The organism is Pseudomonas viridiflava (genome assembly GCF_900184295.1).
Taxonomy (GTDB): Bacteria; Pseudomonadota; Gammaproteobacteria; order Pseudomonadales; family Pseudomonadaceae; genus Aquipseudomonas; species Aquipseudomonas viridiflava.
This window is the reverse complement of the sequence record NZ_LT855380.1, coordinates 3,848,667-3,864,450: the sequence shown is the minus strand read 5'-3', so window position 1 is coordinate 3,864,450 and position 15,784 is coordinate 3,848,667. Positions and strand designations below refer to the sequence as shown.

Sequence of the window (15,784 nt, the reverse complement as noted above, 5' to 3'; positions counted from 1 at the left end):
CCATGATCGATCTTGCCACTTGGAATCTGTCCGTCCCTGTCGGGACTCCCGCGACCATCATCGAAACCCCGAAATTGATGAAGGGCTATCAGGACGGTTATTTTCGCTCCGGCGATACGCTGTTCTTCTGGGCGCCCGTGACCGGTTCCACCACCGAGAACGCCAAGTACCCCCGTTCTGAGCTGCGTGAGACGACGGCCGACGGCAGGGCGTTCAACTGGAACTACTCCAGCGCCGACAATTTCCTGCGTGCCACGCTGGAAGTGGACCAGGTGCCGTCCAGCGGCAAGATTGTGATCGGTCAGATTCACTGCTACCAGAGCACCGAGCCATTGCTGAAGGTGGAGTACCAATACAAGGAGAAATTGCAGACCGGCAACATCGTCGCCAAGTTTCGCCGGACCCCGGATTCGGAAATCGAGGTCATCATCATTGCCCAGGGTGTGCCGCTCAATCAGCGTTTCAATTATGCGATCAACCTGTCGCCTTCAGGTGATCTGACGGTCAACGCTTTTGATGCCGTCTGGGTAGCCAAGCTCGATTCAGCGTGGAGCACCAAGCTGTTCTACTTCAAGGCCGGGGTCTACACCCAGGACAATACCGGCTACACCACTGAAGGTGGTTCGGCGACGTTCTACAAGCTGGCCATCGCTCACGAGAAGAAATGATCCAGCCTGCGGGGCCAGTCACGTTGCCGGGAATATCAGGCTGAAACAGATACGCCCGGCGGCGGGTTGCGCGACCTCGACCCGCCCGCCGTGCAGGTGCATGATCGCGGCCACAATGGCCAGTCCCAGGCCGTTGGAGTCCGAGCGTTGATGGCGTGAGGCATCGCCACGGTAGAAGCGGTCGAACAGGCGCGACAGACTGGCTTGCGGCAATTGCGGCCCCTGATTTTCCACATCGATTTTCCATTCCCCGTCCAGCGCAGCAACGCGCATCAGGACCTCGCTGTTCTCGTCGGCATAGCGGATGGCATTGGCGACCAGATTGCTCAACGCACGGCGCAGCAGAATCGGGTCGGCCTGAACAGTGCCCTGGCCGCTGGGGATCAGGGTCATATTGCGTTCTTCGGCCAGTCCTTCGAAATAACCGGCCACTCGGTGCAGTTCTTCGTTCAGGTCCAGCGGTTTGCGCTCCAGCGCAGACTGGGCTTCGTCGGCACGGGCCAGAAACAGAATGCTTTCCACCAGCCGGGAAATCCGCTCCAGTTCTTCCAGATTCGAGGCCAGCAATGCCTGATAGTCGTCGGCGCTGCGGTTCTGGCGCAGTGCGACCTGACAATGCCCCATCAGCGAGCCCACCGGCGTGCGGATCTCGTGTGCCAGGTCGGCGGAAAACTGGGTCAGGCGACGATAGCCGTCATCCAGCCGGTCGAGCATGGCGTTGAAGGCGTCGCTCAACTGTTGCAACTCGACGGGGGTGTCCTGGCTGTCCAGCCGGCTGTGCAGGCTGGCTGGCGTGATGGCGGCCGCATGGGCTGCCATACGGCGCAGTGGCCGCAGACCCCGCCGAAGCAGCAGGTAGCCGAGCAGGGCCGTGACCAGAAAGGCCAGCGCCATTGCTGCGTAGATACGCTCGCGGAAGGTCGCAAGCATGGCCATTTCCTTGACCATCAGGTGCGCGGCCTGCAAACGCACTTCGACCCCGTTGGACATCACTTGCACGGCCGCCGCACGCAGAGGCACACCCTGCAGGCTCAGGCCGCTGCGCAGGTCTTCGACGCGCAGGGCTTGATCCTGGGCAACGGTTGGCAGCTCCGGTAAAGGCGCTCGTTGCGGGTTGACCGAGATCACCGGCGTCTTGCCGGGTTCGCCAATGATGAAAATGTCTTCCTCGCTGTCGAGCATGTTCTCGAACAGTTGCGGGCTGCCCTTGAGGTTGTCCATGGTCAGGTCGTAGCGCAGCAGCTTGCGAAAATGATCCAGGCGCGCCAGCACCGCGTGGTCGGAGCGCTGCATCACGGTCTGCTCGATGGATTGATACAGATAAAGTCCGGCACCGCCGACCGTGAGCATCGCCACCAGCGCGAACGCCAGGGTCGAGCGCAGCGTCAGGGAAGGTTGGCGTCTGCGCTGCATGGCCGCACCTCGCACACGTAACCGATGCCGCGCACGGTGTGGATGAGCTTGACCGGGTAGGGCAGGTCAATCTTGCTGCGCAGGCGTTTGATGGCGACATCCACCACGTTGGTATCGCTGTCGAAATTCATGTCCCAGACTTCGGAGGCGATCTGGGTGCGCGACAGCACATCGCCTTCGCGGCGCAGGAACAGGTGCAGCAGGGCGAACTCCTTGTTGGTCAGCACGATCACCTGTTGCTGACGCGTGACCCGACGACGCAGCAGGTCCAGTTCGAGGTCGGCCAGGTGGAAATGATCGGCCTCACGCACCACGCCACGGCGCAGGATGGTGCGAATGCGCAGCAGCAGTTCGGTGAACGAGAACGGCTTGACCAGATAGTCGTCGGCACCCAGTTCCAGTCCGCGAATGCGGTCCTGCAACTGATCGCGGGCGGTCAGAAACAGCACCGGCACGTCCTGCCGGGCGCGCAGCACTTCGATGATCTGCCAGCCGTCGATGCCGGGCAGCATCACGTCGAGCACGATCAGGTCGTAGCGGTTTTCCAGCGCAAGGTGCAGGCCGTCGGCACCGTGCTGGGTCCAGTCGACCTTATAACCGGATTCGCCCAGGCCCTTCTTCAGGTACTCCCCGGTCTTGGTGTCGTCTTCGATCAGAAGGATATGCATCTCAATGTCCGCTACGCTCTGCAGGCGCCCTCAGCGCGCCGATGCCGAAGTCTAACCAGTTGCCGGGAAGGTGTCCGGCGAATGACAAAAATGTCATTGCCCGGTCATTCTGCGGTGCCGGTAGCGGTGTAAAGATGCGTCCAGACCCCTCTGCCAAGGAATTACCGATGAAGACTGCACTGTCCACTACGTTCGGCCTGTTGCTGCTCAGCGCCGCTGTCATGACTCAGGCCGCCGACATGCCGGTGGTCAAGCCGATGCGCGGCACCGTCGACAGCCTCCAGGCCGATACGCTGAATTTCACCACCCGCGCCGGTCAGCATCAGAGCATCCAGCTGACCGACAAGACCGGCATCCGCCTGGTGTCCAAGGCCGATCTGGAAACCATCAAGGCTGACAGCTTTGTCGGCTCGGCAGCCATTCCTCAGGCTGACGGCACGCTGAAAGCACTGGAAGTGACCGTCTTCGAAGCCAGCCTCAAAGGCAGCGGCGAAGGTCACTACGGTTGGGAAAACGCCGACGGCAGCACCGGCACCATGACCAACGGCACCGTCGGCACGCTGTCCAAGGCCAATGGCCGCACGCTGACCGTTCAGTACAAGGGCGGCGAGAAGCAACTGGTGGTGCCGGAAGACGTGCCGATCGCCTACGTTGAACCGGGCCAGCGCAGCGAGCTGAAAGCCGGTGCCAAGGTTGTGCTGTTCCCGGCCGATGACGGCAAATCCGCACGCGGCGTCGCGGTGGGCAAGGACGGGTTCACGCCTCCTATGTAATCGCCTTTGACGAGCACAACGGCAGGCGACTTCGGTCGCCTGTCTGCCTTGTCGTTCTGCATCGCCTCATGTCGAGGAACACGACTATGAAAACCCGCCCGATCCATCCCTGGCCGGTGCGCCTCACGCACTGGGTCAACGCCGTGGGCATGGTCTGCATGTTCATGAGCGGCTGGGCCATCTACAACGCGGCACCGCTGATGCCGTTCACCTTTCCCAAATCCCTGACCCTCGGCGGATGGCTGGGCGGTTCCATTGCCTGGCATTTCGCGGTGATGTGGCTGTTGGTCATCAACGGTCTGATCTATGTGCTTTATGGCCTGTTCAGTCGGCACTTCAAGCGCGACCTGCTGCCGGTACGTCCCAGCGAAGTGAAGCGCGACGTAGTGGACGCCTTGCGTTTCAAGCTTGCGCACATCAAGGGTCAGTACAACGCCGTGCAACGCCTGCTGTACTGGCTGGTGCTGGCCATGGGTGTGCTGGTGGTGGTGTCGGGTCTGGCGCTGTGGAAACCGGTGCAGTTTCAGGAACTGGCCAATCTGCTGGGCGGTTATGACTTTGCCCGCTGGGTGCACTTCGGTGCCATGACGGCCATCGGCGCGTTTGTCGTCGTCCACCTGGCGCTGGTGTTGCTGGTGCCGCGAACCCTGTTGCCGATGATCACCGGCGGCCGCCAGCCGAACGAAGACGGAACTGCCAAACCATGAACGAGCCACGCAAACGCATGACCCAGCGCATTCGGCTGGAGCCTGCGCAACAGACGCAATTGATCGATATCCAGCGCCGTTCCTTTCTGCGTGCCGGTCTGACCGTGGGTGCCATGTCGATGCTGACTGGCTGCAACCTGCAGGACGGCGATCAGGTCGACAAGGCGCTGTGGGCCATGTCGCGCTGGAACGACCGGGTCCAGGCCTGGCTGTTCAACGGCCAGAAACTGGCGCCGACCTACAGCAAGGCGCAGTTGACCAATCCGTTTCCGTTCAACGCGTTCTATCCTGAATACAACGTTCCGGAGCTTGATCTGGCCGACTACCGTCTCGCGGTGTCCGGGCTGGTGCGCGACAAGCAGCCGTGGACGATCGAAGCCTTGCGCAAATTGCCGCAACGCACGGACATCACCCGGTTGATCTGCATTGAAGGCTGGAGCGCGATAGGGCAGTGGGGCGGCGTGCCGCTGAAGACCTTTCTGGAGTACATCGGCGCAGACACCACTGCGCGGTTTGTCGGCTTCAAGTGCGCCGACCGCTACTACTCGAGCCTGGACATGCCGACTGCATTGCACCCGCAGACGTTGCTGGCGCTGGACTTTGGTGACGTGGCCCTTTCGCCTGATTACGGCTACCCGCTGCGCGTGCGGGTGCCGACCAAGCTGGGCTTCAAGAACCCCAAACACATCGTCGAGATCTTCGTCAGTAACGAGAATCCGGGCGGGTATTGGGAAGATCAGGGGTACAACTGGTTCAGCGGGATCTGAGGATTATCGCGGTGTGAGCAGGTGCTGCGTTCGCGTGAAAATGTGACGCGGAGCGTCACGGGCTGCATACCCACGCGGAGCATGGGCACGATCGGTGTCGAGGCAGACGCTGATGATCGTTCCCAGGCTCTGCGTGGGAATGCCTCCCAGGACGCTCCGCGTCCGCAGCTGAATGTCAGTTCAGCCCCAGTTTGCCGCGCAGGGTGGAGAGGTCTTCGGCCAGGGTGTTGACCGGGCCGACGAGGGCCTTGCGGTCGTTCTCCTTGACCTTGTCGTAGGTTTCAAAGCCGCCGTCCTTGGTCTTGTACTTGGCCAGGATCTTCTCCACGGTGGCGAAGTTCTTGTCGACCTTGCCGGCGAATGCCTTGTCCTGCTGTTCGATCTGCGGGCGGAACAGGTCGACGATTTTCTTCGCGCCGTCGATGTTGCCCTGGAAGTCATACAGGTCGGTGTGGCTGTAACGGTCTTCTTCGCCGGAAATCTTCGTTGCCGCCACTTCTTCCAGCAGCGCTGCCGCACCACCGACCACTTTCTCAGGCGGGAAGGTCAGGTCGGCCACGCGCTTTTCCAGGTCCTTGACGTCGCTCATCAGCTTGTCCGCGATAGGGCCTTGGTCTTTCGTGGTGTTCTGCGAGAACAGCGCGTATTCCAGACGATGGAAACCGGTGAAGTCTTCAGCCGTCACGCCTTGCTCATGATCGTCGACCCGTGAGTCGATGGACGCGTCCAGGTCACTGAACAGTTCGGCAATCGGCTCGACGGATTCGTAGAACACACGCGTCGGTGCATACAGCTTCCTGGCAGTCGCCAGGTCGCCTTTCTTCACCGCGTCGGTGAATTTCTGTGTGTGGCTGACCAGTTCATCGATGTTCTCGGTGACGTAGATCTTGTAATCCGAAACCGGGCCGACCAGATCCAGCGGCGCCGTGGCAGCGAAGGCGGCCAGCGGAGTCTGGAGCAGGCCAAGGGTCAGCAGCAAAGCCAGAGGCGTCTTTTTCATGGTGCTCTTCCGGGTGAGGAGGTTGAAGGTCATGCGGTTTGGGTTTTCGATACGGCCGCCAGCAAGGAGCGTCCGATGAAGTCTTTGTCGTCGGTCACGCCCGGCAGGGTGAAGAAATAGCCGCCACCGACCGGCTTGAGGTACTCCTCGAGCGGCTCGCCGTTGAGGCGGTTCTGCACGGTGATGAAGCCTTTTTCCAGGTCCGCCTGATAACAGATGAACAGTAACCCCATGTCCAGCTGACCGTTCTTGTTCACGCCGTTGGAATAGTTGAACGGGCGACGCAGGATCAGGTTGCGCTGGGTCTCTGCGGTGCGAGGGTTGGCCAGACGGATGTGCGAATCCAGACGGGTCTTCTTGCCTTCCGGGTCGGCGGCATAGTTGGGCACGTCGGTTTCGACCTTGCCGTCCATGGGCGCGCCGGTGCTTTTGGTGCGGCCGAAGATCGACTCCTGTTCCTGCAAGGGGGTCCGGTCCCAGCGCTCGACGAAATTGCGGATGATGCGCACGGCCTGATAGCTGCCGTTGGCGGCCCAGGTCGGTTCGTCGCTGCCCGGTTGCACCCAGACCAACTCGTTCATGGTCTTCTGGTTATTGGAATCCGGGTTGGCCGAACCGTCCCGGAAGCCCAGAAAGTTACGGGCGCTTTCAGGTGGCTGACCGGGTTTCTTCGGTGCCTGAGGCGGGACGGTGCCTTCCTGTTTCCAACGCACCAGCAGCAGGTCGGGCAGGTTCTTGACGATGTCGCGCAGCGCATGGATGTTGCTGTCGGCAGTGTTGGCGCAGAACTGGATGCTCAGGTCGCCATGGCAGCTGGAGGGTTCCAGCGCGTCGTTGGGAAAACCGACCATGCGGCTCAGGCGCAGGGGTTTCACGTCGGTCAGGCCGAAGCGTTCATCGAACAGCGATTCGCCCACCGACACGGTGATGGTCAGGTTATCGGGCGTGACAACCGGTCCGAGGATGCCGGAGTCCAGCGGTGGCAGTTTCGGATCGACATCCGGCACCGGGCCGCCCGTCATCAGGAAGGCGATGCGCTCGTTCAGGGTGCGGAACAGGCGCTCGAGGTCTTCGCGATCCGAGGCCAGCACGTCGAACGCCACAAACATACCGGCAGCGGGGCGCGGGTTAACGATGCCGGTCTGGTGCAGGCCGTGGAACGCGTTACGGTCCTCGGTCTTGTCGCTGTTCGGCGCTTCGGTGACTTGCGCGGGGGCTGCGGCCAGAACATTGCCGCTCAGGCTGCTGCCGGCCAGTGCGGCCCCGGCAGCGCCGAGACCCATCAGAACGCGACGGCGCTGAATCGAGGCGGGTGCATTATTGGCGTCGGGAGTTTTCATGAGGCTGTGCTGTGCTCCTGATGGGCGGAATCGGTTCGGTTCAGAGGCCGGACAGGCCGAGTGCCGGGTCGATGGTGTTCAGCGCGTCGGCCAATGCCGCTGCCTTGGTCGCGATCTGCTTGCGCTGTCCGGCATCGACCTGGTCGTAAGGGCGATAGCCGTCGTCGGTCTTCAAAGCGTCCAGCGTGGTGTCCAGATCAGCCATGGCCGCATCGATTTTCTGCAATTGATCGCCTGCGCTTTTGCTCAGCAAGGGGCGCAGCAGATCGACCACCTTGCGCGTCCCTTCCAGATTGGCGGCGAAGCCATTCAGATCGCTGTGGCTGTAACGTTCTTCTTCACCGCTGCTGCGCACATCGGCCAGGCTGCGCATGTTGCGAGTGACGATGGCGGCAAGTTGCTCCGGGGCCAGCGACTGGGCCAGCAATTGTTGCTTGAGCTGGGTCACGTCGGTCTGCAGACGCTGCGCCACCGGGCTCAGGCCCTCGACACTGTGCTGCTCGAACAGGGCGTATTCGATACGGTGGAAGCCACTGAAGCCCGGGTCCTGCTCGCGTTTTTCGTAGTAATCGGCGCGGGCGTTGATGGCGTTGTCCAGCTCGGCCAGACGCTGTGCGGCGGGGGCGATGCGCTGGTAAGCGGCACGCGCTGGCAGGTAGGCGGCTTGCGCGGCGCTCAGGTCGCCCGCATCGATGGCCTGCTGCAGGCCGGTGACAGCCTTGATCAGCGCCGAGCCCTGCAGGCTCAGGTACACGCGGTATTCGGACAGCGGACCGATGAAGGCGGTCATCGAGGGACGTGCCTTGGCCTTGGCGTCGGACTCGGCGGTAGGCGTCACGTGCAGCGTGCCGCGCGGGTTGCTCAGCAGACCACACGTGATGGCGTAATCGCCAGGCGCCAGGTTGGCATTGATCACCTGGCTCAGGCCGGGCGCAATGTTTTCCCGTTCTTCGATCACCAGTACGCCATCCAGAATTTCCCATTCGACGGCGCGTTCCGAGCGGTTGACGATGCGAAAAGCGTTCTGGCCTGCCGCCACAGTGAGGGCATTCGGCTCGCAGTTGTGGGCGTGAATGTTGACCACGGTTTCAGTGCCTGCATTGGCGGCGCGCTTTTTGGCGGCCACCTGCGAGGCGTAGTAGAACAGCCCGCCCGCAGCGATCATCAGGATCACGGAACCGGCGACTGCCAATCGCAGGACACGGGGAGGCCGGGCTTTCTCGGAAGGCCCTGAGGGACGGTTCGACATGGGTGCCCTTATTCGTTCGTCACGGAAGATGAATGTTGCTGCAACGGTGTGCGGCCGGACGGGGCGTGCGGCAGGAAAAACAGCACCAGCGCCCCGATCAGGTAAATGAGGTAGACACTCAGGGTGCTGACCGTCGGTGCGTCCTGGTAACCGAACATGCCAGCCAGCACCGAGCCGGTCGGACCGTCCATCGGCAGCCAGGCGCTGATGTCGAAGACCACGTCCTGCAAGTGGTTCCAGACGCCTGCTTCATGCAGAGCCTGCACTGAGTTGGCCAGGATTCCAGCTGCCACGATCAGAATGAACAGGCCGGTCCAGCGGAAAAACAGGCTCAGGTTCAGGCGCATGCTGCCGCTGTAGATCGCCACACCAAAGCCGACGGCCAGCAGCAGGCCGAGCAGGGCGCCCAGTGGTGCGCCGGAGCCTTCGCTCTGCTGGAACACGGCGAGCAGGAAAAAAACGGTTTCCAGACCTTCACGGGCCACGGCGAAGAACACCATGGCGATCAGCGCGTATGTCTGGTTTTTCGAGCCGGTGAGGGCAGCGTCCAGCGATTCATGCAGCGCGTGCTTGATCGAACGCGCCACCTTGCGCATCCAGAACACCATCGAACTGAGGATGCCTACGGCAATCAGGCCGACGATGCCTTCGAACAGTTCCTGCTGCTTCTGCGGAAACTCGGCGCTCATCAGCTCCAGGCCTCCGCCGACGAACAGCGATAGTGCGACTGCCAGGAACACACCGATCCAGACGGCGGGCATCCACTCGCCACGTCCGGTCTGTTTCAGGTAACTGGCGATGATGCCAACGATGAGCGCGGCTTCGATGCCTTCGCGCAGCATGATCAAAAACGGAACGAGCATATTTCACCGGGTTGAGACTGAAGGCACACTGGTTTCTACGGCCTCGGCAAACAGATAGGCCGGACACAATGCGTAACATAATGATACTCATTCTTGAATGGAGAAAGTTGTTTTTCGTCCGAAAGTCGTTTTTGCGATGTCGTTCAGGCGAGGTTCAGGTTTTTGAGGCGGGGCGTGGGAACTCCCTGAAAACGTCCGGGTTTGCAGAGTCCGGGGGCGATGCGGCACAGTGGATTGGCCTCGCATTGCGCTTTTTTATGGACTATCAGAATGTCAGCAGAACCGGAAATGCCCATTGCCCATGTTCAGGCCACTGAAATGCTCAAAGCAGTGGATGGGCGCTGGCAATCGTTGATAGACCATGTCGGCCCTTGCCTGCATCCGGTCACTGCTGCGCAGGACCCGTATCAGGCGCTGGTCAAGGGTGTCGCGTATCAACAGTTGCACGCCAGGGCGGGTGACGCGATGGTCACGCGCCTGTGTGCGCTGTTTCCGGCTTCACGTTTCCCTGAACCGCAGGCGCTGGCTGAACTCGATGATCAGGCGTTGCGAGGCTGTGGGTTCTCGGCGTCCAAGTGCCGGGCGATCAAGGCGATTGCCGCTGCCAGAGTCAGCGGTCTGGTACCGGATGTGGTTGAGGCGCTGACTTTGAGCGACGAGGAACTGATCACTCGTCTCACCGAACTGCCGGGAGTAGGCCGCTGGACGGTCGAGATGATGCTCATCTACGGACTGGGCAAGCTGGATGTGATGCCCGCGAGTGATTTCGGCGTGTGCGAGGGCTATCGACGGCTGTACGGCCTGGAGCTCAAACCCACACCGAAGGCCATGGCTGTGCTTGCCGAACGGTTCGCGCCATTTCGAACCGTTGCGGCGTGGTATCTGTGGCGTGTGCCGGTCGACTTCGCGGCTGGCGAGCAGGTTCCTGAAGCCTAGGGTTTGCAGTCGAAGCACTGCACCTGATTCAGAATCCGGTACGCCAGTTTCACCCGTTCCTCGTTCGGGTAGTTTCGGTTGGCCAGGATCACGATGCCCAGTTGCTGCTCGGGGATGAACGCGACGTAGCCGCCAAAGCCGTTGGTGGAACCGGTCTTGTTGACCCAAGTGTTGGATTGCGCCGCAAGGGGCGGGGTGATCGGCTCGGCTTTCTGAGTTTGTAGAACCATGTTGCTGGCATTGCCTTCAAGCAGCGTGTCGAGCTTCACCGGCATCGGGTACTGCTCCCAGATCAGGTCCTGAGTCATGCCGCCGACTTTGAAATAACCGGTTCGGGTGTCCTTGAGCGCTTGTTGCAGGGGCGCGTCGTACTGGCCCCGGCCCATGTTGGCCTCGATAAAGGCCAGCACATCGCGGCTGCTGGACTTCACGCCGTAAGCTTCGGATGCCAGCACGCCGGGGTTGACCCTGACCGGCTCATCAAGCTTGTTGTAACCCTGTGCGTAGCGCGACATCTGCTCTTCGGGCACGGTGAGGAAGGTGTTCTTCAGGCCCAATGCCGGAAACAGGCGTTGCTGCATGGCGGCGTCGAACGGCACTTTCATGCTGCGCGCCGCAACCAGCCCCAGCAAACCGACGCTGGGATTGGCGTAGCTGCGGTAGGTGCCGGGCAGGTAGTCGGGTTGCCAGGCCTTGAAGTAGGCCATCATCTGTCCGGTGGTCTGGACCCTGTCGGGAAACTGCAGCGGGAAGCCGCCCGCCGTGTGGGTGCCAAGATGGAAAATCGGCACCTTGCCCAAGCGCGTGTCACGCAATTGCGGCACGTAGGTATCGATGCGCTTGGTCAGCGATAACTGTCTGTTGGCCTGCGCCCAGGTGGCGAGGGTTGCGGTGAAGGTCTTGCTGATTGAGCCCAGTTCGAACAGCGTGTCCGGGGTGATGGCTTGAACGGCATCCTTCGACGCTTTGCCGTAGGTGTAGAACTGTTGCTTACCGTTGTGGGTAATGGCAATCGACAGGCCCGCGATGCCGTTTTCCTGCATGACTTTGCTGGCGGTTTCCCGCACGAAGTCATCCAGTTTCGGGTTCTGTTCCTGGGCAAGCGCGAGCGAAGAAGTCAGCGTGAGGCTGGTCAGCAGCACGGTCTGCAATGACCGCTTTTGATTCCATTGCATGAAAGCATTCCTTGTTTTTAGGGGTAAGTCTGTTGTTTACGAAGTACTGAAGAAACCCCGTATTTGTGGGGGCGCCACCACAATGTGGGGTTTGCCAGGACGCGACTCAACAGGCCTCGCTAGTCAAAACCTCTCTCATCATCTCCACGAACCGATTCGCCGCGGGGCTCAGGGTCTGTTCGGTGCGGGTGATCAGGCCGATTTCCCGGCTGACGCCGGGGTGGTCGATGGGCACCTGAACGGTGTCAGACCGGCCTTCGTCGGCCGACTCCGGGAGCAGGGTCATGCCCAGCCCCTGGCGCACCAGCGCCAGGACGGTCGACATGTAGTTGGCCTCAAGGCCCGGCACCAGAGCAAGCCCTTCATCGGCGAACAATTGCTCGACCCGCTCGCGCACGCTGCTGTCGCGTCCGGTCAGAATAATCGGCTGGCCCGCCAGATCGGCCAGGCTGACTGACGCTCGTGTGGCCAGCGGGTGAGCGGCGGGGACGAACAGCCGCAGCCGGTCCACCATCAGGCCTTCGAACTCCAGCCCGTGGCTCATCCGGGCGCGAACGCCGAGTCCGAAATCGACTTCGCCTTCACGCACCAGCGCGTCGATACGTTGCGCCACAACATCGCGCAGGCGCACTTCGATGCCGGGAAACCGGGTGCGGAATTCGCGCAGGATGATCGGCAGCGAGCTGGAGCACATCGAGGGCAGGGCGGCGAGGGTCACCACGCCCCGGCGCAACGCCGCCAGGTCCCGCGAACCGCTGACGATGTTGTCCAGATCCAACAGCAGCTTTTCCATGGGCTGCAAATTGTTCTGTCCCGCCGCCGTCAGGCTGACGTGGCGTGGGCTACGTTCCAGCAGCGCAACGCCCAGCCACTCTTCCAGTTGCTGGATCTGAACGGTCAGCGCGGACGGCGAGAGGTTCAGCTCCACCGCAGCCTTGGTAAAGCTGCCGCTGTGAGCGACGGCCAGGAACGCCCGGATGTGCTGGATCGAATTCTTCATGGGCTGGCGATGCTCGCAATCAATGTTCTGTTTTTTGGAATGAGAGGTGCTGAACATTTCAATTTACAAAGCATAACGCCGTTTCGATACTCGTTGAAAACAACAACAGCTCGTCCCGCCGCACATGGGTCAGGGATGACAAGGAAATTCCCCATGCTCGCCACCCTCGGTGTCATTACCATCCTCTGCCTGCTCGCGGCTGTCATGAGCAAGCGTCTCTCGCCCCTCGTTGCGCTCATTGCGTTGCCCATCATCGCGGCCCTGATCGGCGGCTTCGGTCTGCAGACCAGCGCCTTCATCATCACCGGCATCAAGAACGTCGCGCCAGTGGTGGGCATGTTCGTGTTCGCCATCCTGTTCTTCGGGGTGATGACCGATGCGGGCATGCTCGACCCTATCATCGACCGGATTCTCAAGGCCGTCGGCACACGCCCCACGCGAATCGTCATGGGTACGGCGCTGCTGGCGTTGCTCGTGCATCTGGACGGTTCCGGCGCGGTGACCTTTCTGGTGACTATCCCGGCGATGCTGCCGCTCTACACGCGGCTGGGCATGGACAAGCGCATTCTGGCCTGCGTCACGGCAATGGCGGCGGGGGTCAACTTTCTGCCCTGGACCGGTCCGGTACTGCGCTCGTCTGCGGCCTTGCACGTGCCGGTGGCGGACCTGTTTCAGCCGCTGATTCCGGTGCAGATTGTCGGTCTCGCCTTTGTCTTCGCCTGCGCCTGGTTTCTGGGCCGACGTGAAGAGCGGCGTCTGGGTCTCGGCGCGGGAGCGCAGGTGGATGTGGTGCCCAAGCGGGTGTTGACCGAACAGGAAGAGTTGCTGCGTCGGCCGCGTCTGTTCTGGGTCAACCTGTTGCTGACTATCGCCGTGATGGGCGTGATGATCTCCGGTGTCGTCGATCCGGTGGTGATGTTCATGCTCGGCACTGTCGTTGCGCTGTGCCTCAACTACCCGAACGTCGATGCCCAGCGCACCCGCATCGATGCTCACGCCAAGACCGCGCTGACCATGGCCAGCATCCTGCTCGCGGCCGGGGTCTTCACCGGCATCATGCAGGGCACCGGCATGCTCAAGGCGATGGCCGAAGTGGCGGTGCATCAGATTCCGGCAGGCCACGGCAAGCTGATCCCGATGGTGGTGGGGTTCATCTCGATGCCGCTGAGCCTGTTGTTCGACCCGGACTCGTTCTATTTCGGCGTGATGCCAGTGATTGCCGAGGTCGGCAAGGCCTTGGGCGTCGAGCCGTTGCAAGTGGCCCAGGCTTCGCTGTTGGGTGTGCACACCACCGGCTTCCCGGTCAGCCCGCTGACGCCCGCAACCTTCCTGCTGGTGGGCCTGTGCAAGATCGAGTTGGCCGATCACCAGCGCTTCACCATCCCTTTCCTGTTCGCAGCCTCGGTCCTGATGACCCTGACTGCCATGCTCCTGGGAGTGTTCTGAATGAAAACCCTGCGCATCGGCTCCGGCGCCGGTTACTCCGGCGACCGCATCGAGCCCGCCGTCGAGCTGGCCGAACACGGCGAGCTGGATTACCTGATTTTCGAATGCCTGGCCGAGCGCACCATTGCGCTGGCGCAGCAGGCCCGATTGAGCGACCCCGACGCCGGTTACGATCCGCTGCTGAGCGAGCGCATGCGCCGAGTGCTGCCCTTTGTCGGGCGCACTGCCGGTTCGCGCAGGTTGCGGGTCATCACCAACATGGGCGCGGCCAACCCCTTGGCGGCAGCGCGGGAAGTGCGGCGCATCGCGGCCGAGCTGGGTTTGTCAGGGCTCAAGGTCGCGGCCCTGACCGGTGATGACGTACTGGATGCATTGCAGACCGATGCTTCTAGGCTGATGGACAACGGCATGACGCTGGCTTCGCTGGGAGACCGGCTGATCTCGGCCAACGCTTATCTGGGCGCCGAAGGCATCGTGCAGGCGCTCGAAGCCGATGCCGACGTGGTAATCACCGGTCGCGTGGCCGACCCGTCGCTGTTTCTGGCACCGCAGATGTTCGAATTCGGCTGGGCTGCCGATGACTGGACCTTGCTGGGACGCGGCACGCTGGTGGGTCATCTGCTCGAATGTGCGGGGCAGATCAGCGGGGGCTACTTTGCCGATCCGGGTTTCAAGGACGTGCCGGACCTGGCCCGACTGGGCTTTCCGCTGGCAGACGTCAATGCAGCAGGGCAGGCGACGATCACCAAGGTTGAAGGCTCGGGCGGACGGATCGACACCGCGACCTGCACCGAACAGCTGATCTATGAAGTGCATGACCCGGCGGCTTACCTCACGCCCGACGTGAGCGCTGACTTTTCCGGGGTCAGCTTCCACGCAGACGCAGAGAACCGGGTACAGGTTGCCGGAGCGGATGGCCGTGCGCGGCCCGAGACCCTGAAGGTGTCGGTCGGCTACCTGGATGGCTGGATCGGCGAAGGGCAGATTTCCTACGGCGGGCCCGGTGCGCTGGCGCGGGCGCGACTGGCGCGCGAAGTCGTGCTGGAGCGTTTGAGGCTGACGGGCGTGATTGTCGAAGACCTGCGTGCCGAATTGATCGGCGTCGATGCCTTGCATGGCAGCGAGCTGGGTTCGCGCGCCACGGCCGAGCCCTGGGAGGTGCGTTTGCGCATTGCTGCGCGTTGCATTGAGCGCAGCGAGGCCGTTCGGGTCGGCAATGAAGTCGAGACCTTGTACACCAACGGACCGTATGGCGGCGGCGGGGCGACCAAGGCAGTGCGTCAGGTGGTGGCAGTCGCTTCGCTGTTTATGCCGCGTGAGGCGGTCAATCCCGTGATTCATCTGGAGGATTCGATATGAACGGTCCCATCAGACTTCAAGAGCTGGCCCACTCGCGGACCGGCGACAAGGGCGATACCTCCAACATCTCGGTCATCGCTTACCGTGCAGAAGACTACGCGAGGCTGTGTCAGGCGCTGACCGTTGATCGGGTGACGGCGTACTTCTCGCAGTTGCTCGACCCGCAAGCCGGGCCGATTCGGCGTTACGAGCTGCCTAATGTGCGTGCCCTGAATTTCGTGATCCCCGGCGTGCTACGCGGCGGAGTGACCCGGTCACTGGCACTGGACGCCCATGGCAAGGCGCTGGGTGCTGCGTTGCTGGACATCGAAATTGCCTGACGTTACAGAGCCTGAATGGTCAGGCTGAACCCTTGCAGCAGTGGCCGGTAGAGACGTGTTTGCGTAACATGCCCCCTTTTTCGCATCGCTGCGGGCTGTT

Annotated in this window: 16 protein-coding genes; 8 read left to right on the top strand and 8 right to left on the bottom strand. The window is 61.9% G+C overall.

The genetic code is table 11. From position 1 onward, the window contains the following. Positions 1-2 precede the first annotated feature (2 nt). Complete coding sequence (locus CFBP1590_RS17375) at positions 3-668, top strand: polysaccharide lyase family 7 protein (protein ID WP_029241419.1); 666 nt, start codon at positions 3-5, stop codon at positions 666-668. An 18-nt stretch (positions 669-686) separates the two neighbouring features. Here CFBP1590_RS17375 and CFBP1590_RS17370 read toward each other — a convergent pair whose 3' ends face one another. Next, positions 687-2,081: a heavy metal sensor histidine kinase gene (locus CFBP1590_RS17370; RefSeq protein ID WP_088235591.1), complete on the bottom strand. Its 1,395-nt coding sequence runs from the start codon at positions 2,079-2,081 to the stop codon at positions 687-689. After that, positions 2,054-2,749, bottom strand: coding sequence for a heavy metal response regulator transcription factor (locus CFBP1590_RS17365; RefSeq protein ID WP_004883845.1), 696 nt, complete (start codon positions 2,747-2,749; stop codon positions 2,054-2,056). The genes CFBP1590_RS17370 and CFBP1590_RS17365 overlap by 28 nt, the downstream gene beginning before the upstream one ends. A gap of 167 nt (positions 2,750-2,916) precedes the next feature. Between CFBP1590_RS17365 and CFBP1590_RS17360 the strand changes: the two genes are divergently transcribed. The 3 genes from CFBP1590_RS17360 (at position 2,917) to CFBP1590_RS17350 (ending at position 4,996) form a co-directional block, all read left to right on the top strand. Continuing rightward, positions 2,917-3,522 carry a hypothetical protein gene (locus CFBP1590_RS17360; protein ID WP_088235590.1) on the top strand — a complete coding sequence of 202 codons (606 nt, stop codon included), beginning with the start codon at positions 2,917-2,919 and terminating at the stop codon, positions 3,520-3,522. An 86-nt stretch (positions 3,523-3,608) separates the two neighbouring features. Then, positions 3,609-4,229 (top strand): cytochrome b/b6 domain-containing protein, encoded by a 621-nt coding sequence (locus CFBP1590_RS17355; protein ID WP_088235589.1) that lies wholly within the window; start codon positions 3,609-3,611, stop codon positions 4,227-4,229. Next, positions 4,226-4,996: a molybdopterin-dependent oxidoreductase gene (locus CFBP1590_RS17350; protein WP_004883842.1), complete on the top strand. Its 771-nt coding sequence runs from the start codon at positions 4,226-4,228 to the stop codon at positions 4,994-4,996. The genes CFBP1590_RS17355 and CFBP1590_RS17350 overlap by 4 nt, the downstream gene beginning before the upstream one ends. Positions 4,997-5,171: 175 nt before the next feature. Here CFBP1590_RS17350 and efeO (CFBP1590_RS17345) read toward each other — a convergent pair whose 3' ends face one another. From efeO (CFBP1590_RS17345) to efeU, 4 genes are read right to left on the bottom strand one after another with little or no spacing between them, the layout of a single operon-like run. Next, positions 5,172-5,996, bottom strand: coding sequence for an iron uptake system protein EfeO (gene efeO, locus CFBP1590_RS17345; RefSeq protein ID WP_004883841.1), 825 nt, complete (start codon positions 5,994-5,996; stop codon positions 5,172-5,174). A gap of 29 nt (positions 5,997-6,025) precedes the next feature. Further along, positions 6,026-7,336 (bottom strand): iron uptake transporter deferrochelatase/peroxidase subunit, encoded by a 1,311-nt coding sequence (gene efeB / locus CFBP1590_RS17340; RefSeq protein ID WP_058431107.1) that lies wholly within the window; start codon positions 7,334-7,336, stop codon positions 6,026-6,028. A gap of 40 nt (positions 7,337-7,376) precedes the next feature. Beyond that, positions 7,377-8,585 carry an iron uptake system protein EfeO gene (efeO, locus tag CFBP1590_RS17335; protein ID WP_088235588.1) on the bottom strand — a complete coding sequence of 403 codons (1,209 nt, stop codon included), beginning with the start codon at positions 8,583-8,585 and terminating at the stop codon, positions 7,377-7,379. A gap of 8 nt (positions 8,586-8,593) precedes the next feature. Further along, positions 8,594-9,448, bottom strand: a complete 855-nt coding sequence (gene efeU / locus CFBP1590_RS17330) for an iron uptake transporter permease EfeU (RefSeq protein ID WP_029242212.1) — start codon at positions 9,446-9,448, stop codon at positions 8,594-8,596. Positions 9,449-9,766: 318 nt separating this feature from the next. On the opposite strand from efeU, the gene CFBP1590_RS17325 reads away from it, so the two are divergent. Further along, on the top strand, positions 9,767-10,384 hold the full coding sequence (locus CFBP1590_RS17325; RefSeq protein WP_163005627.1) for a DNA-3-methyladenine glycosylase family protein: 618 nt from the start codon (positions 9,767-9,769) through the stop codon (positions 10,382-10,384). Here the strand turns inward: CFBP1590_RS17325 and ampC are convergent. Both ampC and CFBP1590_RS17315 read right to left on the bottom strand, forming a co-directional pair. Continuing rightward, positions 10,381-11,559 (bottom strand): class C beta-lactamase, encoded by a 1,179-nt coding sequence (gene ampC, locus CFBP1590_RS17320; protein WP_088235586.1) that lies wholly within the window; start codon positions 11,557-11,559, stop codon positions 10,381-10,383. The two genes, CFBP1590_RS17325 and ampC, sit on opposite strands and share 4 nt — an antisense overlap. 106 nt (positions 11,560-11,665) lie before the next feature. Then, a complete protein-coding gene (locus CFBP1590_RS17315) occupies positions 11,666-12,559 on the bottom strand; it encodes a LysR family transcriptional regulator (RefSeq protein ID WP_058431175.1) in 894 nt (297 codons plus the stop codon). 9 nt (positions 12,560-12,568) lie between these two features. On the opposite strand from CFBP1590_RS17315, the gene CFBP1590_RS17310 reads away from it, so the two are divergent. The 3 genes from CFBP1590_RS17310 to CFBP1590_RS17300 are packed head-to-tail and all read left to right on the top strand — an operon-like array spanning position 12,569 to position 15,684. Next, positions 12,569-14,005 (top strand): CitMHS family transporter, encoded by a 1,437-nt coding sequence (locus CFBP1590_RS17310; RefSeq protein WP_330552847.1) that lies wholly within the window; start codon positions 12,569-12,571, stop codon positions 14,003-14,005. Further along, positions 14,006-15,364: an acyclic terpene utilization AtuA family protein gene (locus tag CFBP1590_RS17305; protein WP_088235584.1), complete on the top strand. Its 1,359-nt coding sequence runs from the start codon at positions 14,006-14,008 to the stop codon at positions 15,362-15,364. It abuts the gene before it with no gap. A gap of 8 nt (positions 15,365-15,372) precedes the next feature. Beyond that, complete coding sequence (locus CFBP1590_RS17300) at positions 15,373-15,684, top strand: AtuA-related protein (protein WP_088236433.1); 312 nt, start codon at positions 15,373-15,375, stop codon at positions 15,682-15,684. Positions 15,685-15,784: the final 100 nt, after the last annotated feature.

Bases quoted from the DNA above. Each gene is read 5' to 3' on its own strand.
- efeO (WP_088235588.1), bottom strand. From the start codon at position 8,585: ATGTCGAACCGTCCCTCAGGGCCTTCCGAGAAAGCCCGGCCTCCCCGT.
- CFBP1590_RS17350 (WP_004883842.1), top strand. From the start codon at position 4,226: ATGAACGAGCCACGCAAACGCATGACCCAGCGCATTCGGCTGGAGCCT.
- CFBP1590_RS17360 (WP_088235590.1), top strand. From the start codon at position 2,917: ATGAAGACTGCACTGTCCACTACGTTCGGCCTGTTGCTGCTCAGCGCC.
- CFBP1590_RS17315 (WP_058431175.1), bottom strand. From the start codon at position 12,559: ATGAAGAATTCGATCCAGCACATCCGGGCGTTCCTGGCCGTCGCTCAC.
- CFBP1590_RS17370 (WP_088235591.1), bottom strand. From the start codon at position 2,081: ATGCAGCGCAGACGCCAACCTTCCCTGACGCTGCGCTCGACCCTGGCG.
- ampC (WP_088235586.1), bottom strand. From the start codon at position 11,559: ATGCAATGGAATCAAAAGCGGTCATTGCAGACCGTGCTGCTGACCAGC.
- efeB (WP_058431107.1), bottom strand. From the start codon at position 7,336: ATGAAAACTCCCGACGCCAATAATGCACCCGCCTCGATTCAGCGCCGT.
- CFBP1590_RS17375 (WP_029241419.1), top strand. From the start codon at position 3: ATGATCGATCTTGCCACTTGGAATCTGTCCGTCCCTGTCGGGACTCCC.
- efeO (WP_004883841.1), bottom strand. From the start codon at position 5,996: ATGAAAAAGACGCCTCTGGCTTTGCTGCTGACCCTTGGCCTGCTCCAG.
- CFBP1590_RS17305 (WP_088235584.1), top strand. From the start codon at position 14,006: ATGAAAACCCTGCGCATCGGCTCCGGCGCCGGTTACTCCGGCGACCGC.
- CFBP1590_RS17355 (WP_088235589.1), top strand. From the start codon at position 3,609: ATGAAAACCCGCCCGATCCATCCCTGGCCGGTGCGCCTCACGCACTGG.
- efeU (WP_029242212.1), bottom strand. From the start codon at position 9,448: ATGCTCGTTCCGTTTTTGATCATGCTGCGCGAAGGCATCGAAGCCGCG.
- CFBP1590_RS17325 (WP_163005627.1), top strand. From the start codon at position 9,767: ATGCTCAAAGCAGTGGATGGGCGCTGGCAATCGTTGATAGACCATGTC.
- CFBP1590_RS17310 (WP_330552847.1), top strand. From the start codon at position 12,569: ATGCTCGCAATCAATGTTCTGTTTTTTGGAATGAGAGGTGCTGAACAT.
- CFBP1590_RS17365 (WP_004883845.1), bottom strand. From the start codon at position 2,749: ATGCATATCCTTCTGATCGAAGACGACACCAAGACCGGGGAGTACCTG.